We start from the raw sequence: 19,460 nt of genomic DNA, 5'->3' as shown, positions 1-19,460 counted from the left end.
AAGATATTGTCACTAATACAGTATGTTTTAAAACAAAATATAAATACAATAAAAATAATATTAGATTTAGAATTAGATAATTTAAATTGAAAAATAGCATAATTAAATTTAAAATAGCATAATTAAATTTAAAATATAATAATTTGAATTATAAAAATATTATGATTTGAATTATAAGATAGCATAATTTGAATTAAAATATTACAATTTAAAGCTAAAATAGCATAGTTTAAAGTTAAAAATAATATATCTAAACGTATCATAAAGTAAACTCAATTAATGAAACAAACAAAATTTAAGGCAACTCAAATGAAAAATGAAATAAATCAGAATATAATAAAATCTCTTAGGAAATTTGGGCTAACAGAATATGAATCTAACTCATATTTAGCATTAAATTATATGATAACAGCAACAGCAGGAGAAATAGCTGAACAAGCTAAGATTCCAAGGTCAAGAATATATGAAGTATTAAAACTCTTAGAAAAAAAGGGTTTTATTGAAGTTAAACATACTAGACCATCAAAATACACTGTAGTTCCTCCTAAAGAAATTTTTAGAGAAAATAAAAGAAATATTATAACTGAATTAGAAAATAGTGAAAAAAATTTAGAAGAAATATATGAAAACCAACTTTCAAAAGTTCCAGCCCCTGTTTGGTTAATACATGGACCTGAAAAAATTATAGAAAAAGAATTAGAGCTAATATCAAAGGCAAGAAAAACAATAGCCATTCGAATGGGTTTTATATTTGAAAAAGAATTGAACTTAATAGAATCAAAAATTAGCCAAAAAGTGAGAGAAGGAGTAGATGTAAAAATAATGGTAAATGCAAAACTACATACAAAATACAAAAAGGTTGATTCAAAAGAGCTATTAAAATATTCAAGTGCACAAATAGCTAAATTCAACCTCCCCACTGCAAAGATGATTATTAGAGATGAAAAAGAAATGATGCATATATTTGCAAAGTTTAAAAGTAATGGAAAACCATACCCAGAAACAGCAATTGGAATTTGGAATATGTACGAAGACATAGCACAAAATTACCATGAAAGATTCGAAATAGCTTGGAATAAAAAAAGTAAAAATAATAAAAAGACAAATATTTAGAAAATAAAGAAAATAAATTGTAATAATTAAATTCTAAACTACTCAGATCTATTGAGCAATATATTTTTTTGCAACTTTAATTGCTTTGTTTATATCATTTTTACTGTTTCGTATTAAACCAACCATATTTTTTTATTTTAAAAAAATTTGTTATAAATTTATTTAAATATTAATTATGTGCAATACATTATTGATAATTTTCTGTTTGATTTTTTATTTTTAAGAGGCTGTGCATTGGTTATTTTTTATAAAAACAAATATTTAATTACAATATGTTGAAATGTATTTAAAATATTAATATATGTTCCTATAAAAATAAACATTTAAAAATAGCTATAATTAGTAAATAACTCATATTAATTAGTTAAATTTAAATTAAAATATTTTAAAGAATAATAAACTTAATTATAACTTTATAAATCTAATTTTAACTTAATTAACTAAATTTAGAAGCTTAGATTTTTGAATTGATGCACAGTTCTTTAAAAATATTATTAAATTTAATTGTTTAAGCATTATTTGTTAAATTTCTCAATTAAATCTTTAATGGCTTTATTTGGATTATCTTTAAATAAACCACTATGGAAAGTTACGATATTTTCAATATCATAATCAAGTAAACTTTTTAATGAACTGTAAGCAGTTTTAACATCTTCTTCATTCATTAAATTTTCATTTACCCCTACCAATTTCCCATTAATTATTCTTAACTCGTCTCCAACAATCATAGTTTTAGATTTCTTGTGATAAAGACAGATATGACCTGGGGTATGACCAGGGGTGTGAATAACATTGATTCCACCAGCAATATCTAATATATCTCTATTTTCTAGTGTTTTATATATTTTAAATAATATTTTTTTAAACTTGATATAATAATTCATTAGTAATTTAAATAAAAAACTTTTAAATTTTCCTTTAATAAACTTAGACCGTTCTAATGGAATGTCTCCCTCAATAAATGGCTTATCCAATTTGTGAGCCATTGTTTCTATCTTAGGAACCTTGCTTAAAATACTTCTAAGACCTCCAATATGGTCAATGTCTTGATGAGTAAAAATAATCTTATTTAAATTTGCAATATCAAACCCTTCATTCTTCATTTTATTTTTAATTGAATTATAACTGTCTGGAAGTCCAGTATCTATTAAACAAAGGTTTTTATCATCATAAATTAAAACTGGATAAAAATATTTAGAATTTATAATTAAGCTATTTGGTTCTATTTCTAAGATTACTATTCCATCATCTATTTTCATATTATCAAAATTATCTTCATGCATTATTAAAATTATATTATATTGGGCTAATTAAAACTATTTTAGTATAACAATTAAAATAAAATTTGTGGGGGGGGGAGGATAATGTGTAAAAATTTAAAATGTATTAAATAATGCCTTTAAAAAGTAATAAAAACTGAAAGAAAAAAAAGAAGAAAAAAAAGAAAAAAGAGAAATATTATTTAAACCAAATGAAAAAAAGAAAGATAAAAAAAGTTAATAAAAAATAAAAAAAAATTAGTTAAAAAATTAAAAGTTAATTTTATTCTTCATTTGGTTTTCCAATATAGGAGTAAAGTAAAGCCGCTACAATACCACCAACTATTGGGCCTATAAGGAATATTGGATAAGTTCCAAGCAGATTTGGTCCTCCAGCTAAATAAGCGATTAGCATTGGTGAAAATCCTCTTGCAGGATTAATACATCCTCCAGTAAGTGGACCTAAAAATGTTAAAGAGATTCCAATAGCTAAACCAATAGCTATTCCATAAACACCAGAATCTGCTTTTTTATCAACAGCAACACCCATAACCACTAAAACTAATAAAAATGTCCCAATAGCTTCAGCAAAAATGGCTTGTATTGAACTAACACCTGCAGCTGGGGCATTGGCACCAAGATGACCAATTATAACACCAGGATCTCCAAAAATGATAAAAAGTGAAAGGGAGGCAACAATAGCTCCAATAAATTGAACTATTATATATGCAATTCCGTCTTTTAAAGAGATATTTTTAGTAACCAACAATCCTATAGTAACTGCAGGATTAATATGTCCTCCTGAAATCTTTCCAATAGCATAAATCACCACAGCAGCTGTTATTCCAAAACCCCAACTAACTGCTAACCATTCAGTAAAACCACCTAAAGCTCCAATTGCACCAGAAGGAATGTACTGATGAACAATCAAAGCTGCTCCAATAGCTGAACCGGTTCCCATTAAAACAAGCATAAATGTTCCAACAAATTCAGCAATCAATTTTCTTGACAAATTGTATTCCATTTTATCAACCATATTAATGTTATTTTTAAAGTATGTATTTAAATAAATAAATTTTATGCCTTAAAATAATTAATAAAATATTAAAAAATTTAAAATAATTAAAATATTAAAAATACTAAAATAATTAAAATATAAAAAAATTAAAATTACTAATTCTATTAAACCTATTAAAATTATTAATTTAATTAAAATTTTTAAAATAATTTACCTAGTTTCAATAATGCCTTAGGAGAGACTTTTACTAACTGTTTAATTAACTCTGTAGTGGAAATTTCTTTAAATTTAACATTTTGGAATGCATCAGCTATTGAATTTAACTCATCATCAGTCAATGAAAATAAATATTCTTTAGTTTTTAAATATTTTTTCATTTTAGCTCCCATATGCTCATCACACATATCAGCATATTTAGATAATTGTTTAGAAGAATAGTTTCCTTCTTTAATAGCTTCACCAGCAACTTGACCTGCAAACATTCCACAAGTCATACCAGAAATAATTCCTCCACCAGTTAAAGGATTTACCTGACCTGCTGCATCTCCAACAACTAAAATATTGTCTCCATATATATTTTTAACAAATCCACCAACAGGATCTCCACCAACATTTAACTCAACAGCTTGAGCATTTTTTGTAGCTGGACAAGTTGTAACAAAATCAACTAGGTGTTCAAAAGCTGTTTTATCAGTTTCTGATGCTGTAACCGCAAGACCAACATTTGCAATGTCATTTTCTTTAGGGAAAATCCATGCATAACCTCCAGGAGCAACTTTACCAAAATAAAACTCTAAAACATTAGGATCTTCCATTTCAACATTACACATTTCAAATTGAATGCCTGATTCCATATTTTTAGCTTTAGTTTGAGTTTTAAGACCTGCCCAACGACCAATATGTGACTCAGGGCCATCAGCAGCTATTACAATCTTAGTTTTAATTTCAAATAATTCACCAAATGACTCACATTTAACAATAAAAGAGTCTCCTCTTTTTTCTAATCCTTTAGCCAATGTTTTAATTCTAATTTCTGCTCCAGCTCTAGCTGCATCCATAGCCATATGTTTATCAAATACTTTACGTTCTAAAATAAATCCTGCCTCAGGAAGTTCGATTTCATCATTTAACCAAACATCGGTCCCATTAGGTGCAACTAAACGAATTCCATCAATCTCTTTTACAGCCCAACGATCAATTTTAGGTTCTATTCCTAAAAATTTAAGTCCTTCTTTAGATACTCCCTCAGCACAGCGTTTTGGAGAACCAATTTCAGATTTTTTATCTATTAAAATAACTTTTGCTCCAGAAAGGGCAGCATGTTTTGCAGCAGATGATCCTGCAGGACCTGATCCAACAACTAATACATCAGTTTCAATCATTTAATTTTCCTCCTTTTCAAGGGCTTTAACAGGACATGCTTTAATGCAAGTATCACATTCTTTACAAGACCCTTCATTAAATACCAGAGCATATTCTTTAACTTCAATTAAGTTTCTTGGACAAACTCCAGCACACTCTCCACAAAAAGAACACCAATCTTTGACTATCATAAATATCTCCTTAAATGTAACCTTAAATGTCAAATAAATTAAAATAAAAAATAAATTAAAGTAAAAATTAAACAAAAAATTATAATGAACTTATATAACAAACTTATAATAAGGATAAAATAATTTATTTATAATAAATAAAATTTTCAATTTTAGCAAAATATTATATAACATTTACTTTAAAAAGCTAATATAGATTAATAATTTTAATAACATATATTGTATTAATGTATTGATTTTTATTTATATTTTTACTTATATTTTTATTCATAATATCTTAAAATATAAACTGCCTAAAAAATAATCAATAAATAATTATATGAAAAACAAGTATAAAAAACTTATGATAAAAAAAGACTAAAAAAATAAAATAAAATAAAATCGAAAAATAAGGATTTAAAAATTATTTTAATGATAAAAAAATTAAAAGAAAACAAATCAATGAAAATAATATTCTCTTTGGAAGAATAGATTTAAATAATAGCTATGTAAAAATAAAGAAAGAAAATATAGAATTTGAATATTTAAAGAAATATAAAGTAATTGGATTAATATTTATTTACTGGATGATTATCCCACAAAGTCACTGTTTTGATGATAGAAAATTTAATCTTTATAAAAATATAAATAATTCGATTAAATTACTCGAATTCAATTAAAAAGATTTTATGGAGCAGTTATTTAGTACTTTATTGAAGCAATTTTTTGTTTATAAATTACTTCTTTATATAATTAATTCTATGAGTCTAATTTTAATATTTAATGAATAATAAATTGGATATTATAATATGAAATAAATTAATTTTTATCTGAAAATATCAATAAATTTATATACTTTTAAAAATATATCTTATTATGCTATTTTATATTTTAATTTTGTAAAATATTTTAAAGAATTTTTATAAAATATTTTAAAAAATTAATTTGTTTAGTTTTTTTATTTTATATTTTTTATTTAAATCATTTGCAGGGATGGTCGAGCGGTCAAAGGCGCTAGGTTGAGGGCCTAGTGGGGTAGCCCTTCGCGGGTTCGAATCCCGTTCCCTGCATTTTTATTTAATTTTAGTTTGTTTTACTTTAAACTTTTCTTTTTTGATTTTATAATCGTTTTTTTTTTTTAAATCAGTTTTTTTTAAACAATTATTATATGGATTAGGTGTAAAAATGAAGGCAGTTATTCCTGCAGCTGGGCTAGGGACTAGGTTTTTACCAATTACAAAGGCACAACCAAAAGAAATGTTACCAGTTTATGATAAGCCAACAATTCAGTATGTTATTGAAGAAGCAGTAGATTCTGGAATTGATGATATTTTAATAATTACTGGAAAGGGAAAAAAGTCAATTGAAGATCACTTTGATCGTTCATTTGAATTAGAATATACTTTAAGAGAAAACAACAAAAATGAGTTTTTAAAAGAAGTAAAAGACATTTCAAAACTTGCTGATATTTATTATGTCCGTCAAAAAAAACAAAAAGGCCTTGGAGATGCAATTTCATGTGCTGAAAAGCATATTGGTAGTGAACCATTTGCTGTAATGCTTGGAGACACAATAACTAAAGGAAGTGTTCCTTGTACCAAAGAGTTAATTAATGTGCATAAGAAATACAATTCATCTGCAATAGCTGTGGAATCAGTTCCACATGATAAAATAGAACGTTATGGGGTTATTAAAGGTGTAGAAGTTGAACCTTCAGTGTATAACATTGAAGAACTTGTAGAAAAACCAGCTGCTAATGAAGCACCTTCTAATTTAGCTATTATGGGTCGTTATGTTTTAGAAAGTGAAATTTTTGATTTAATCAATGAAACAGAACCAGGTTTTGGTGGTGAAATTCAATTAACTGATGCTTTATCTAAATTACCATCTATATATGGTTATATTTTTAATGGTAAATCATATGATATTGGAAATAGATTGGAATGGCTTAAAACTTCAATTGAATTTGCCTTAGATGATGATAATGTCCATGATGATTTAGTGAATTATTTAAAATATACTTGTAATTTAAATAAGTAAATATATATTTGTTTTTTGTGTTTTTTTTTCATTTGATTGTATGGCATAATAAAACTTTTTAAAGCACTTAGAATTCTTTAGAATTAGCTAAAATTCTTTAAATTAGTTAAAATTTTTTAGAATTACTTAAAATTATATAAAATAAAATTTATATTGTTATAATTAGATTGATTGTTATAGGGATTTGATGAGAGTAAAAAAAACAACAGAATTAGATGAATCTAAATTAGATGATGACTCTAATTTATCATTTGATGAGTTAAAAAAAGAAATTAAAAATTTAAAAGAAGATTTATATTTAAAAGAAAAAGAAAGGAATCAAGAAATTATTAAATTTAATGAAAAAATAGCTGAAATCTATAAAAGTAAAGATGAAGTTATTAAAGAACTTAGAACACTTGAAACAAAAGAAATAGATTTAAAATTAAAAGATTTTGGAAATATTCAAATTCAACTTCAACGTTTAGAACATAGGTTATCTCTTACTCAACAATCTCTTGAAAAAGCTAAAGGTGATATTAAGCTATTAAAACAAATCATTATTGAGTTTGAAAATCAAAACTTATTTAATTTTATTTCTAATAAAAAGCCTAATAGCTACTTTAAGTATTTTAAAGCATCTAATGAATAAGTATTTTTCTCAATAGCTGTTTTTTAAATATGCTCTACTTTTTTTTAGTGCCTACTTATTTTCAATATTTTTAAATGAGACATAAACATATTTTCTTTCACTTGCAAGGACAAAATCATCAGCAGAAAAGTTTTCTTCACCTAAAGGTCCTGGATGAAAGTTTAAATTTTCATCAAGAGGATTTTCATCTATTATTTCTGTTTTTTCAATTTTATACTCTTTGATAAGTATCCAATGTTTGTGTGGGAGTGTTTTTGCTTTAATTGAATATCCTTTATCACTATATTCTCTTAATATATTTAATTCATCATTTGAATCAATAACTGTAATATATTGATCGTTTGTTGCTTCGTATATGTTTTTTTCATCCATAATTACTTTTTTATTTTTTATTAATTCCATTTTTGCACCGTTTAAAATTTAAATATTTTTGGCATGTATTATAATAGTTTTTAATATTATTAAATTATTATTTATTATTACTTTTTGTTGTTAGTTTATATCCTATTGCTTTATTAGTTTATTAATTAAGTATTAAATTATTAATTTAATTGTCAATTATTATTTTATTTACTCTTAATTATTTTATTTTATCACTAATTTTTTATTTATTTTTAATAAAATAATATTACTTTTCAAATGCTCTCTTGGGTAAATTAGTTATATACTATTTAATAAATTATTTTTATATACATTTAAATTAATAGTATAAATATTTTAATTTTTTTTATTTTTTTTAATATATTAATTAAATGTATTTAATAAATGGTGATAAAATGATATTAAATTGGGAAAAAGAAATGAAAAATATTGACCCAGATATAAGCTTTAGAGCAACTGGTGGATGGTTAAAAACAATAGAAAGATTAGATAAATCTGTAAAGAATGGGTATTCATTAGTTGGAGATTTTGTAAAATCTGGAGATTTTGATATTGATTATGATGATGGATTATATTTAGATTGTAATAAAGAAGGTAAAAAAAAGTCTCAACAAGACTATCGCTTGTTTAGGTTAAAAGATGGTAAATTAAGGTTATTGGATATGATTATTGATGGTAAAGGTTCTTGGGCATTAGAATTCTGGGACACTATTGAAAATGAAATAAATTAAGAGTTGTAAATCATTAAACAAAATAAATTTTTATTAAAAATTAGTATATATTAAAGAATGTTAAAGAAGAAATTATTTTTAATTTAAAATTGATATTAAATTTAATAAAACTTTTATAAAACTTTTATAAACTTTTAAAAAAGGATTAAATTGGATTTTTTCAAATTAATAAAAGTATTGTTTATAAAATCAAATGATTTATTTTTTAAATGGCTTTTGATCAAACTTTTTTTAAAAGTTTGTTTTTAAATGGCTTTTGATCAAACTTTTTTTAAAAGTTTGTTTTTAAATGGCTTTTGATCAAACTTTTTTTAAAAGTTTGTTTTTAAATGGCTTTTGATCAAACTTTTTTTAAAAGTTTGTTTTCAAATTTTCTATCAATAAATAATTGACAATATGATAAAAATAGCAAAATAAGATAAATTATTTTTTATTTAACCCTAATTTTCTTATAGCTACTTTAGCAGCTTCTTGTTCGGCTTCTTTTTTATTTTTGCCGTAGCCCTCACCCATAACTTTATCATTAATAAGTATTTCCATTAAAAATGTACGGTCATGTTGAAAACCTTCTTCTTTAACTAGTTCATAGTGAATATTAAGCTCTTTAGCATCACCATATTCTTTAATTTGTGATTTGTAGTCTCTAAAGAAAATAACATTTAAATCAATAAATTTAAAAATATGTTCTTTTAAAAATTCACGAACTTTTTCTATTCCTTGATCTAAAAAAAGTGCACCAAGAAAAGATTCTACAATATCTGCATTAGCAGATTTAATTTCATTTATTGTTAAATTGTCTTCAGCTATTTTAAGATAACTGTCTAATCCTAAATAAGAGGAATAATAATCTAAAGCATACTCGCAAACAAAATTAGAACGGGTTTTTGTTAAACTACCTTCTTCGTCATGACAATGCTTTTTGTAGATGTATTCTGAAACAGCTAAACTTAAAACAGAGTCTCCTAAGAATTCTAATCTTTCATAATCATGAGGAAGATTGTGTTGAACTTTATAACTTTTATGAATAAATGCAATTTCAAATAATTCAGGATCATTTGGAACAATATTAAATTTTTCTAATAATTCCATAGTATCTTAGTTGCTTAATTTTTTTTTAAAGGAGAATAAAAAAATTAAAATTTTTTATAAAATAAAGTTAATATATAAACTATACAATGAAAAACATTAAAACTACAAAATCATGGTTTATCAATACCATTTTTTTTCCAATAGTTTTCAATGGCTGCTTTTAATCCATCTGCAGCTAAATTGGAACAGTGCATTTTAACAGGTGGAAGTCCGTCAAGTGCTTCTGCCACTTGGTTTCTACTAATTTCATAGGCTTCTTCAACGGTTTTTCCAAGAGCTATTTCAGTAATAATACTACTTGTAGCAATGGCTGCTCCACAACCGAAAGTTTCAAATTTAATGTCTGTGAGTATGTTGTCTTCTACTTTAATGTATATTGTCATCATATCTCCACAGGTTGGATTTCCTACTTCTCCAACTCCACTTGCATCTTCTATTTTACCTACATTTCTTGGATTTTGAAAGTGATCCATTACTTTTTCTGAATACATAGTGATCTCCTAATGATTATGAAAAAATTTTTTTATTTAATTTTTTTTTTTTTTTTTTTTTTAAATTGATGATTTTTAATTTTACTCTTTTTTATTCCAAATTGGTGACATTGCTCTTAACTTTGCAACAGATTCTTTAATAGCTTCAACAGTTTTATCAACATCTTCAGGAGTGTTTTCACTTCCAAATGTCAATCTTAATGAGCCATGAGAATCAACATCTTCAAGTCCAATGGCTTTTAAAACAGGTGAAGCTTCTAATTTTTTTGATGAACAGGCTGAACCAGTGGCTGCACATATTCCCTTACCATCAAGTAACAAAACTAAACCTTCACCTTCAATTCCAGTAAAACGAAGGTTTACAGTTCCAGGAACACGTCTTTTAAGATCTCCATTAAGATATGATTTTTCTATTGAATTTAAAATTTTGTCTGTCAAATCATCTCTTAATTGAGTAAGGTATGTAATATTGTGGTTTAATTCATTTTTAGCTATTTCACATGCTTTACCTAAACCAACCATTCCAGGAACATTTTCAGTTCCAGAATTTAGATTTTTTTCTTGACCTCCACCATGAATAACTTCTTCAAGGCGAACTCCTTTTCTAACAAAAAGTGCTCCAACTCCTTTTGGTCCATAAATTTTATGGGACGATAATGAAAGCAAATCAACATTTAAATCATTCACATCTACAGGAATTTTACCTACACTTTGAACTGCATCACTATGGAATGCAATATTATTCTCTTTTGCAATTTTACCAATTTCAGCTATTGGTTGAATGGTTCCAATTTCATTGTTGGCATGCATTATTGTAATAAGTATTGTATCATCACGAATTGCTGATTTTACATCTTCTACTCTAACTATTCCTTCTTCATAAACTGGAAGGTAAGTCACTTCAAATCCTTGTTTTTCAAGATATTTACAAGTCTCATCAACAGCTGGATGTTCAATAACAGAAGTAATAATATGGTTTCCTTTTTTTTTATTTTTAAAAGCTATTCCTTTTATTGCAGCATTATCTGATTCTGTTCCACCATTTGTAAATATGACTTCTTCAGGCTTTGCACCAATTAATTCTGCAACTTGCACTCTTGCTTTTTCCATAGCTTTTTTAGCTTCTCTTCCAATTTTATAATAAGTAGAAGGATTTCCAAAGTATTTTATAAAGTAAGGTTCCATTTCTTTTACTACTTCATCTCTTACAGGCGTAGTAGCAGCATGATCTAAGTATATCATAGTATCATCAATTATTTTTTTTAATATTATTATAACGACTTTTTTAAAAGTTATTTATAAACTGAATTATTTTTTTTATTATGACTTTAAGTATTTCTTAAATTTAGGTTAACTAATAGTTGATTTTTATATTATTTAAAATTATTTTATTAATTAAATTTTAATTTTTTTTGTAAACTTATTATATTCAAACTATTATATTTCAATATTATTGATAGTGTTAATATTAATTAGATAATAAATGACCAATTTTATTAGTAGTTACAATCCCAATCAACTTTCCATCATCGTCTACAACTGGAAGGGAAGAAAAATCATATTCTCTCATTTTTCTAGCTATTTTATCTACTTTTTCATTGTATTTGCAAGTTAAAACATTTCTTGTCATAATGGCTTCTAAATTGTCTGTATGGGTAGCTATTGACTTTGATAAATCCCAAGCAGTTACTATTCCAATTAACTTGTTATTTTCACTAACTATTGGAATATGGGTAATATTTTCATCCATCATTAAATTTGCAGCTTCTTCAATTTCAGCAGTACTTTTGATGGTTGAAATATTTTTAAACATAATATCTTCAACACGAATGTCATCAAGGAAATTTTTAATTAGATAACTTAACTGTCCACTTTCAAGTAAAAATGCATCGTGCCCATAACTTGATTGTAATTCAGCATAACTAGCATCAATATCATTTGCATTTAAAGCATTTACAATGTCTTTTGATTGTGAAGGTGGATACAACCAATCTGAATCTACAGAGATGACCAATGTTTTTGATTTAACATTTTTCAATCCTTCAATTAAAGAGCCATTTTCTGTTAAATCAAAATAATCAATGGCTTTGGTTATGTATAAATAGCTATTTGCATCAAAGCGATCTACAAATGAATTTCCTTGATAATGGAGATAGCTTTCAACTTGGAACTCTGTAGAAAAGTTATAACTAATCTCATTTTTGTCTTGAAGATTACGTCCAAATTTTTCATACATTGATTCATCACTTAAATAAGTTATATGAGCAATCATCCTTGCAATTGCTAAACCCTTTGGAACTTTATTTGTATTGTAGTAATTTCCATTATTCCAATCATAATCATGGATAATTGATTGTCTACCAACTTCATTAAAAGCTATTTGCTGAGGTGATGAATGTGAGGTTGTAGCTATTGGAATGGCTTTTTTAACAATTTCAGGATATGAAACCATCCATTGTAATACTTGCATCCCACCCATTGATCCACCAATTACTGCAAATAGCTCTTTTATTCCAAAATAATCAATTAAAATTTTTTGAGCATCAACCATATCTTTCATTGTTACAACTGGAAAATCCAAACCATATTCTTTATTTGTTTCTGGGTTTATAGATGCTGGGCCTGTTGATCCTTTACATCCTCCAATTATATTTGAACAAATAATGAAGTATTTATCAGTGTCTAAAACTTTTGAAGGTCCAATAAGGATTTCCCACCAACCAGGTTTTTTATCTCCTTCATACCAACCTGCAACATGTGCATCTCCACTTAAGGCATGGCAAACATAAATAGCATTTGTCTTTTCGTTATTTAATGTTCCATATGTTTCATATGCTATTGTGATATTTTTTAATGTTTTTCCAGACTCCAGTATTAATTCTTTATCTGTTTTAAGGTATTTTAACTCAACATTCCCTACTGATTTTCCTTTCATTTTATCCTCTTTAAGGCTTATTTTTTATTTTTAATCTTATATTATTTATTTAATATTATTTTTTTTATAATTTACATAGACTTATTATTTATCTTCAACATCTATTCCTAATTCATTAATTTTATCTCTAATATAATCTGATAATTCATATTTTTTTTCTTCTCTCAATTTTTCTCTTACTTCACAAAGTAAATTTAAACTGTCATTTGAAATATTGTCTTGATTTTGCTCTTCTTTTTCAAAAATTCCAAGTTTAAATATATTTTCAAAATCTTTGAATAATTTTAAAGTACTTAATATATATTTATAGTTAAATTTAAGTTTATTGAGATTAATGTTTTCAATTTTTACAAATTCACTTTTTGTAGTAGTTATAAATGTATTTATTGTTTTTGTGAAATTTAATATATTTGCTAAAGCTTTTGGTGTGTTAAAATCATCATCTAAACTCTTAAAGAAATTATTTTTAAATTCATTTAATTGAGATAGTGATTTTTGATTTTCTTCATTTTCAACTGCATTTTTATTTTCTTCTATATTTTTATTTTTTATTATATTTTTATTTTCAAGCATAATTTCATCTAATAAATCAATTTTACCATTAAAATGTGTTTTAATAATGTTTTCTATTTCTTCTTTAGATTCAATTAAGTTTTGAGTCGTGAATTTTATTCTCTTTAGATTCTTTGATGCTTGATTTAGTGATTTTTCAGAGAAATCAATTGGGCTTCTGTAATGTGTAGAAAGAACAAATAAGCGGAAAGCCATGGCTTCCCAATCTTCTAATAATTCTCTAATGGTTATAAAATTCCCTAATGATTTGGACATTTTTACTCCATCAACATTTAAAAATCCAGTATGCATCCAATATTTAACCAATGGCTTTAAACCACTTACAGCTTCCATTTGAGCTATTTCTGCTTCGTGGTGAGGAAAAATTAAATCAAGACCTCCTCCATGGATATCATACTGTGGACCAAAATAGGTTTCTGTAATGGCTGTATCTTCAATATGCCATCCAGGTCTACCATTGCCCCATTTAGATGGATAATTTGGAGTTTCTTCAGTTTTTTTCCATAAGGCAAAGTCTTTTGCATCTTTTTTATTTTCATTAGTTTCTAATCTATGTCCATCTAATTTTTTAAGGTCTTGATTAGATAGTTTTCCATAATCTGGAAATTTAGCAACTTCAAAGTAAACTCCATCATCACTTTCATATGCAATTCCTTTGGATAATAGTCTTTCAATTTGACTTGAAATTTCTTTTAAATGTTCAGTTGCTCTTGGAAAAAGATTAACGCCTTTAATATTTAATTTTTCCATGTCTTCTTTAAATCTTTTTTCATAAAATTTTGCTAAAATTTCAGAATCAATATTTTTTTCTTTGGATCTTTTGATTATTTTATCATCAATATCTGTGATGTTTTCAATGTAGTATACAAAATATCCTTTAAATTCTAAATAGCTTTTTATTAAGTCAAATGAAACATATGTACGACCATGTCCGATGTGTGCATCATCATAAACAGTAGGACCACAGACAAAGAGATTAATTCTTTTATCGTTTATCGGTTTAAATGGAACTTTATCTCTTTTCATTGTATTATATATTTCTAACATATTTACACAGTTTATTGTTATTTATTTGGATTTAAATAATATTTTATTAATTTTTAAGAATATATTAATGTTAATTAATTTAAGATTTAATTTAATAATTAAATTTTACTAATTAATATTTAATTTAATAGCAGTATTTAATCTAATACATAATTATTAATAAAATAATAAACATTACATAACTATTTTAATATATTAATAATATAATTTATATACATTTATATTTTTTTTAATTAATTATGTATATTAAAAGAATAAATAACAATTGTTATATTTATAAGTTTTTTTATATTTAAATATTATGTTTTTTTTTAAAAATTTTATTTTTTCTTAATTTATTATGGAGAAAAATCATAAGCTTTATATATCAGATATAACAATTGTTATATTGTGTAAAGTTTTTTAAAACTTTTTTTAAAAAATAAGAGTTAAATTTTGTGGGATTTTTTGAAATTTTTCAGTTTGCTTAAAATACTTAAAATAATTAATAACTAAAAATTTCGTTTTAAAATAGCTCAACAATTTTTAACAGACACTAAAAAAGCACAAAATTAATAAACTAAATTTAATAGCATTAAAATTAATATTATATATAACTAATTAAAAATATTATATTTAAAAATATTATATATAATTAATTAAATATATAAATTAATTAATGTAAACTAATTATTACCTCGTTTATAATAATTTTCACAATTTAATGTTTATAATTTTATTATATTAAACCCATAATTATCTTTTTTATACAATATTTAGATAATTATGAGGTAAAAAAATATCAAAAAAAATATCAAAAGGTAGATAAAATGGTCAACGAAAATTACGGAGACAGAACTAAAGAATTACACGCAGGTCAAGAAGAACCAGATCCTACTACAGGATCAAGAGCTGTACCAATATATCAAACTACATCATATGTTTTTAAAGACACTGAACATGCAGCAAGCTTATTTGCACTACAAGAATTTGGGCAACTTTACACAAGACTAACAAACCCTACAAACGATGTATTTGAAGCGAGAGTAGCAGCTATTGAAGGTGGAGTGGCAGGATTGTCATTTGCATCAGGAGCAGCAGCTATTACGACCTCAATATTAAACTTAACTCAAGTAGGAGACAATATAGTCTCTGGGGATAATCTTTATGGGGGAACTTACTCTTTATTTAACAATACTTTCCCTAATTTAGGTAGAAGTGTGAAATTTGTAGATTCCCAAGACCTTAGTGCATATGCAGATGCAATTGATGAAAATACAAAGGCATTGTATGCAGAATCCTTAGGAAACCCTAAGTTAGATGTTCCTGACTTTGCAGAATTGGCTAAAATAGCGCATGAAAATGGTATTCCTTTAATTGTAGATAATACCTCAGCTGTTGGATTAGTTAAGCCAATAGAACATGGAGCAGATATTGTTGTAGATTCTGCCACTAAATTCATCGGTGGTCATGGTAACAGTATTGGTGGAGTTATAGTAACTGGGGATAAATTTGATTGGGCAAATGGTAAATTCCCAGTATTTACAACCCCTGATCCAGCATACAATGGTTTAGTTTATACAGAAGCATTTGGAGCTTTAGCATATATTATAAGAGCAAGAGGAAACTTTTTAAGGGATGTTGGACCTTCATTAAGCCCTTTCAATGCATTCCTTTTATTGCAAGGAGCAGAAACATTATCTTTAAGAATTAAACAACATAGTGAAAATGCTTTAGAAGTAGCTAAATTCTTAAAAAACCATGATTTGGTTTCATGGGTAAATTATCCTGGTTTAGAAGATGATCCTTCTCATGATGGTGCTAAAAAATATCTAAAAGGTGGTTTTGGAGCATTAGTTGGTTTTGGAATTAAAGGTGGAATTGAAGAAGGTAAAAAATTCATAAATAGTGTAGAACTACTTTCTCATTTAGCAAACATTGGAGATTCTAAATCTTTAGTTATCCATCCTGCATCTACTACTCACTCTCAACTTTCTCCAGAAGAGCAAAAAACTACTGGTGTAACTCCAGATTTTGTAAGACTTTCTGTTGGAATTGAAAATGTTGAGGATATTATTGCAGATATAGATCAAGCATTAAAGAAAGCAGTTCAATAAAGTTGTGAATTATTTTTTTTATTTTTTATTTTTTATTTTAATTTTAGTTTTTTATTTTAATCTTAATTTTTTATTTTTATTTTTTTTACTTTTTTTATTTGTAGAAATTTTAGATAATTTTATAGTATAGGTAATTTTATAGTATAGAATTTAATAATATTATTATATGGTGTAAATATGAATAATTCAATAATGTGGTGAAAATATGAGTAATATTGCCGAAGACATAACAAAACTTGTGGGTAATACCCCTTTAGTAAAACTTAACAAGATAGATGATGGGCTAAAAGCAACTATTGTTGCTAAATTAGAATCATTTAATCCTTTAAGTAGTGTAAAAGATAGAATAGCAGTTGGAATGATTAATGATGCAGAAAAAGAAGGAAAAATTAATAAGGACACAATTTTAATTGAGCCTACTAGTGGAAATACTGGAATTGGACTTGCCTTTGTTGCTGCAGCAAGAGGATACAAGCTTATTTTAACTATGCCTGAGACAATGTCTGCAGAGAGAAAAAAACTTTTGGCAATTTTTGGTGCTGAACTTGTTTTAACTCCAGGACCAAAAGGTATGGGTGGAGCAATAGCTAAAGCTAATGAACTTTTAGAAAACACACCGAACTCTTTTTCTGTAAGCCAATTTTCCAATCCTGTAAATGTTGCAACTCATTATGAAACTACAGGTAAAGAAATATTAGCTGATACTGATGGTAAAGTTGACATTCTTGTTGCTGGTGTTGGTACTGGTGGCACTATAACAGGTGTTTCAAGAGTATTAAAAGAATCCAATCCTAATTTAAAAGCAATTGCTGTTGAACCATCTTCTTCTCCAGTTTTGTCCGGCGAATCTCCAGGACCACATAAAATCCAAGGTATTGGAGCAGGATTTGTTCCAGATATTTATGGTGCAGAATTAGTTGATGAAATTATAACTGTTGATGATGCAGATGCGGGAAAAACTATGATTGCATTAGCTAAAAAAGAAGGTATCTTAGTAGGTATTTCTTCTGGTGCTGCTGCATATGCTGCTATTCAATTAGCTAAAAAAGATGAAAATAAAGATAAAAACATAGTTGTAATCTTACCAGATACTGGTGAAAGATATTTATCCATGGAATGGGTATTTGAAGAAATTTATAAAGAATACAAAGATATTTTTTAAATATTTATTTTTTTAATTTTTTCATTTTTTTTTATTTTTTTAATCTTTTTTTTAATTTATAATTATGTCTTTTTTTAATTTCATTTTTTTACTAATCACTGCTACCAAGTAATAATTATTTTCTATTTTTCATTTAGTTTTCTATTTTTGTTATAATGTTCTTTTTTAATTCTTTTTTTAATTCTTTTTTAAATTAAAATAGGTTTATATTTAATTTTTATTGCCTTATTATATTTTTTTATTAATTTAAATGAATTTTAAAAGTTAAATTAAAATATTATAAATTCTAATTTTATTCAATATCATATTAATATATTTTTACTTGTGTTTATATTTTTTAAATAGTTTTATTTTCTTTTTTCCAAAATTATTTAAATTTACTTGAATGTAGGAGATTTAGAATGTTAAAACTATATCTAATGATATTGAAAAGTTTAATAAATAAAGAAATAAGAAAATTTTGTTTTAGTAAAAAATAAATTTACTCGTAATTGTAAAATATCTTTTGAAGGTCTTGCTTTTTATATTCTTGGAAATAAAAGTAAAACAATGGTTTTAAGGATTGAATATTATTTTAATGAAAAATTTGAAGATTATGAGACATATATAAACAAGTAAATATTGCTTGAGCGAAAATTATTTTTTAGATTGGAATATTTTTAAAAGAACTGATTCAGATACTTTAACTGATTTTTATTCTGCTAAATTTAATTATTTAAAAGATTTTAATGGATATTAGGTATTTGTTGTTGATGAACCACGAGTAGATTTGCCTAATGTAAAAATAACAAGAGAAGAATTTGATGTTTATTAAGAGTCTTAAAAGAAATAAAAAGACATAAAACAAGGATATTTACTCTTTATAACGTTAAAAATAACTTTATAATCAATTAAATAATTTTCCCAACCGCCAATTGGATAACATACACTAGCATACGAAAATATTGAAACATTAATTCAAAATAATAGACCTAAAAAAGCCAATAATCAATAATAATAATAATAATAATAATAATAATAATAATTTTTGACAGACTCTGCCCATCAACCAAACTATATTTACAAGTAATAGAAAAAGAAAACAAATTTATACTCAGGCTAAAAAAAGCAGACTACTATACAAAAGATACCTATACAGCAATAGAAGGAATTTTTAACTGAAAAATCAAAAAGCAATCATTTTCAAATCAAAAATTTCTCTACTTGACAGAAGTGTTTATTAATAGAAAAATATATAAATTGTGTTATATATAATTTATATACATATTAATACTTTATATTTAATACACTATATAATAATTTATTTTATTCAAATTCATTTTTTTTTTTTTTTTTTTTTTTTTTTTATTTTTAATTTTTTTT

At 25.3% G+C, this 19,460-nt stretch carries 16 protein-coding genes and 1 tRNA gene; 7 read left to right on the top strand and 10 right to left on the bottom strand.

The window, feature by feature from the left end:
- Nucleotides 1-279 precede the first annotated feature (279 nt).
- Nucleotides 280-1,113 carry a TrmB family transcriptional regulator gene (locus MBCUR_RS06075; protein WP_084269562.1) on the top strand — a complete coding sequence of 278 codons (834 nt, stop codon included), beginning with the start codon at nt 280-282 and terminating at the stop codon, nt 1,111-1,113.
- Nucleotides 1,114-1,628: 515 nt separating this feature from the next.
- Here MBCUR_RS06075 and MBCUR_RS06070 read toward each other — a convergent pair.
- The 4 genes from MBCUR_RS06070 to MBCUR_RS06055 form a co-directional block, all read right to left on the bottom strand.
- Nucleotides 1,629-2,372, bottom strand: a complete 744-nt coding sequence (locus tag MBCUR_RS06070; RefSeq protein ID WP_067091589.1) for an MBL fold metallo-hydrolase — start codon at nt 2,370-2,372, stop codon at nt 1,629-1,631.
- 283 nt (nt 2,373-2,655) lie between these two features.
- Complete coding sequence (locus MBCUR_RS06065; RefSeq protein WP_067091583.1) at nt 2,656-3,396, bottom strand: MIP/aquaporin family protein; 741 nt, start codon at nt 3,394-3,396, stop codon at nt 2,656-2,658.
- Nucleotides 3,397-3,590: 194 nt separating this feature from the next.
- A complete protein-coding gene (locus tag MBCUR_RS06060; protein ID WP_067091581.1) occupies nt 3,591-4,772 on the bottom strand; it encodes an NAD(P)/FAD-dependent oxidoreductase in 1,182 nt (393 codons plus the stop codon).
- Nucleotides 4,773-4,943, bottom strand: coding sequence for a DUF362 domain-containing protein (locus MBCUR_RS06055; protein ID WP_067091578.1), 171 nt, complete (start codon nt 4,941-4,943; stop codon nt 4,773-4,775).
- A 966-nt stretch (nt 4,944-5,909) separates the two neighbouring features.
- On the opposite strand from MBCUR_RS06055, the gene MBCUR_RS06050 reads away from it, so the two are divergent.
- From MBCUR_RS06050 to MBCUR_RS06040, 3 genes are all read left to right on the top strand, one after another.
- Nucleotides 5,910-5,992: transfer RNA gene (locus MBCUR_RS06050), tRNA-Leu, on the top strand.
- Nucleotides 5,993-6,107: 115 nt separating this feature from the next.
- Complete coding sequence (gene galU / locus MBCUR_RS06045; protein ID WP_067091576.1) at nt 6,108-6,962, top strand: UTP--glucose-1-phosphate uridylyltransferase GalU; 855 nt, start codon at nt 6,108-6,110, stop codon at nt 6,960-6,962.
- Between the two features lie 187 nt (nt 6,963-7,149).
- Entirely contained in the window at nt 7,150-7,593 is a 444-nt protein-coding gene (locus tag MBCUR_RS06040) for a hypothetical protein (RefSeq protein WP_067091573.1), read from the top strand.
- 51 nt (nt 7,594-7,644) lie between these two features.
- Here MBCUR_RS06040 and MBCUR_RS06035 read toward each other — a convergent pair whose 3' ends face one another.
- Nucleotides 7,645-7,995 (bottom strand): hypothetical protein, encoded by a 351-nt coding sequence (locus tag MBCUR_RS06035; protein WP_067091571.1) that lies wholly within the window; start codon nt 7,993-7,995, stop codon nt 7,645-7,647.
- A 374-nt stretch (nt 7,996-8,369) separates the two neighbouring features.
- Between MBCUR_RS06035 and MBCUR_RS06030 the strand changes: the two genes are divergently transcribed.
- Complete coding sequence (locus MBCUR_RS06030) at nt 8,370-8,705, top strand: hypothetical protein (protein WP_067091569.1); 336 nt, start codon at nt 8,370-8,372, stop codon at nt 8,703-8,705.
- 423 nt (nt 8,706-9,128) lie between these two features.
- On the opposite strand, the gene rnc is transcribed toward MBCUR_RS06030, so the two are convergent.
- From rnc to cysS, 5 genes are all read right to left on the bottom strand, one after another.
- The gene (rnc, locus tag MBCUR_RS06025; RefSeq protein WP_067091567.1) at nt 9,129-9,794 is read right to left on the bottom strand and encodes a ribonuclease III; all 666 of its coding nucleotides are present in this window, start codon (nt 9,792-9,794) and stop codon (nt 9,129-9,131) included.
- 110 nt (nt 9,795-9,904) lie between these two features.
- Nucleotides 9,905-10,285, bottom strand: a complete 381-nt coding sequence (gene nifU / locus MBCUR_RS06020) for a Fe-S cluster assembly scaffold protein NifU (protein WP_067091564.1) — start codon at nt 10,283-10,285, stop codon at nt 9,905-9,907.
- An 81-nt stretch (nt 10,286-10,366) separates the two neighbouring features.
- Nucleotides 10,367-11,524, bottom strand: a complete 1,158-nt coding sequence (nifS, locus tag MBCUR_RS06015; RefSeq protein ID WP_067091586.1) for a cysteine desulfurase NifS — start codon at nt 11,522-11,524, stop codon at nt 10,367-10,369.
- A gap of 229 nt (nt 11,525-11,753) precedes the next feature.
- Complete coding sequence (gene metX, locus MBCUR_RS06010; RefSeq protein WP_067091562.1) at nt 11,754-13,220, bottom strand: homoserine O-acetyltransferase MetX; 1,467 nt, start codon at nt 13,218-13,220, stop codon at nt 11,754-11,756.
- Nucleotides 13,221-13,304: 84 nt separating this feature from the next.
- Complete coding sequence (cysS, locus tag MBCUR_RS06005; protein ID WP_067091559.1) at nt 13,305-14,840, bottom strand: cysteine--tRNA ligase; 1,536 nt, start codon at nt 14,838-14,840, stop codon at nt 13,305-13,307.
- Between the two features lie 809 nt (nt 14,841-15,649).
- On the opposite strand from cysS, the gene MBCUR_RS06000 reads away from it, so the two are divergent.
- Nucleotides 15,650-16,936 (top strand): O-acetylhomoserine aminocarboxypropyltransferase/cysteine synthase family protein, encoded by a 1,287-nt coding sequence (locus MBCUR_RS06000; RefSeq protein WP_067091557.1) that lies wholly within the window; start codon nt 15,650-15,652, stop codon nt 16,934-16,936.
- A gap of 205 nt (nt 16,937-17,141) precedes the next feature.
- Nucleotides 17,142-18,098 carry a cysteine synthase A gene (gene cysK / locus MBCUR_RS05995; protein WP_067091555.1) on the top strand — a complete coding sequence of 319 codons (957 nt, stop codon included), beginning with the start codon at nt 17,142-17,144 and terminating at the stop codon, nt 18,096-18,098.
- Nucleotides 18,099-19,460 lie beyond the last annotated feature (1,362 nt).

It is taken from the genome of Methanobrevibacter curvatus (genome assembly GCF_001639295.1).
Lineage (GTDB): Archaea > Methanobacteriota > Methanobacteria > Methanobacteriales > Methanobacteriaceae > Methanoflexus > Methanoflexus curvatus.
The sequence above is the reverse complement of the archived record's forward strand: the minus strand, read 5'-3'. Positions and strand labels throughout refer to the sequence as shown.

Bases quoted from the DNA above. Each gene is read 5' to 3' on its own strand.
- MBCUR_RS06055 (WP_067091578.1), bottom strand. From the start codon at position 4,943: ATGATAGTCAAAGATTGGTGTTCTTTTTGTGGAGAGTGTGCTGGAGTT.
- cysK (WP_067091555.1), top strand. From the start codon at position 17,142: ATGAGTAATATTGCCGAAGACATAACAAAACTTGTGGGTAATACCCCT.
- MBCUR_RS06060 (WP_067091581.1), bottom strand. From the start codon at position 4,772: ATGATTGAAACTGATGTATTAGTTGTTGGATCAGGTCCTGCAGGATCA.
- MBCUR_RS06070 (WP_067091589.1), bottom strand. From the start codon at position 2,372: ATGAAAATAGATGATGGAATAGTAATCTTAGAAATAGAACCAAATAGC.
- MBCUR_RS06075 (WP_084269562.1), top strand. From the start codon at position 280: ATGAAACAAACAAAATTTAAGGCAACTCAAATGAAAAATGAAATAAAT.
- MBCUR_RS06035 (WP_067091571.1), bottom strand. From the start codon at position 7,995: ATGGAATTAATAAAAAATAAAAAAGTAATTATGGATGAAAAAAACATA.
- metX (WP_067091562.1), bottom strand. From the start codon at position 13,220: ATGAAAGGAAAATCAGTAGGGAATGTTGAGTTAAAATACCTTAAAACA.
- MBCUR_RS06040 (WP_067091573.1), top strand. From the start codon at position 7,150: ATGAGAGTAAAAAAAACAACAGAATTAGATGAATCTAAATTAGATGAT.
- galU (WP_067091576.1), top strand. From the start codon at position 6,108: ATGAAGGCAGTTATTCCTGCAGCTGGGCTAGGGACTAGGTTTTTACCA.
- cysS (WP_067091559.1), bottom strand. From the start codon at position 14,840: ATGTTAGAAATATATAATACAATGAAAAGAGATAAAGTTCCATTTAAA.
- MBCUR_RS06030 (WP_067091569.1), top strand. From the start codon at position 8,370: ATGATATTAAATTGGGAAAAAGAAATGAAAAATATTGACCCAGATATA.
- rnc (WP_067091567.1), bottom strand. From the start codon at position 9,794: ATGGAATTATTAGAAAAATTTAATATTGTTCCAAATGATCCTGAATTA.
- MBCUR_RS06065 (WP_067091583.1), bottom strand. From the start codon at position 3,396: ATGGAATACAATTTGTCAAGAAAATTGATTGCTGAATTTGTTGGAACA.
- MBCUR_RS06000 (WP_067091557.1), top strand. From the start codon at position 15,650: ATGGTCAACGAAAATTACGGAGACAGAACTAAAGAATTACACGCAGGT.
- nifU (WP_067091564.1), bottom strand. From the start codon at position 10,285: ATGTATTCAGAAAAAGTAATGGATCACTTTCAAAATCCAAGAAATGTA.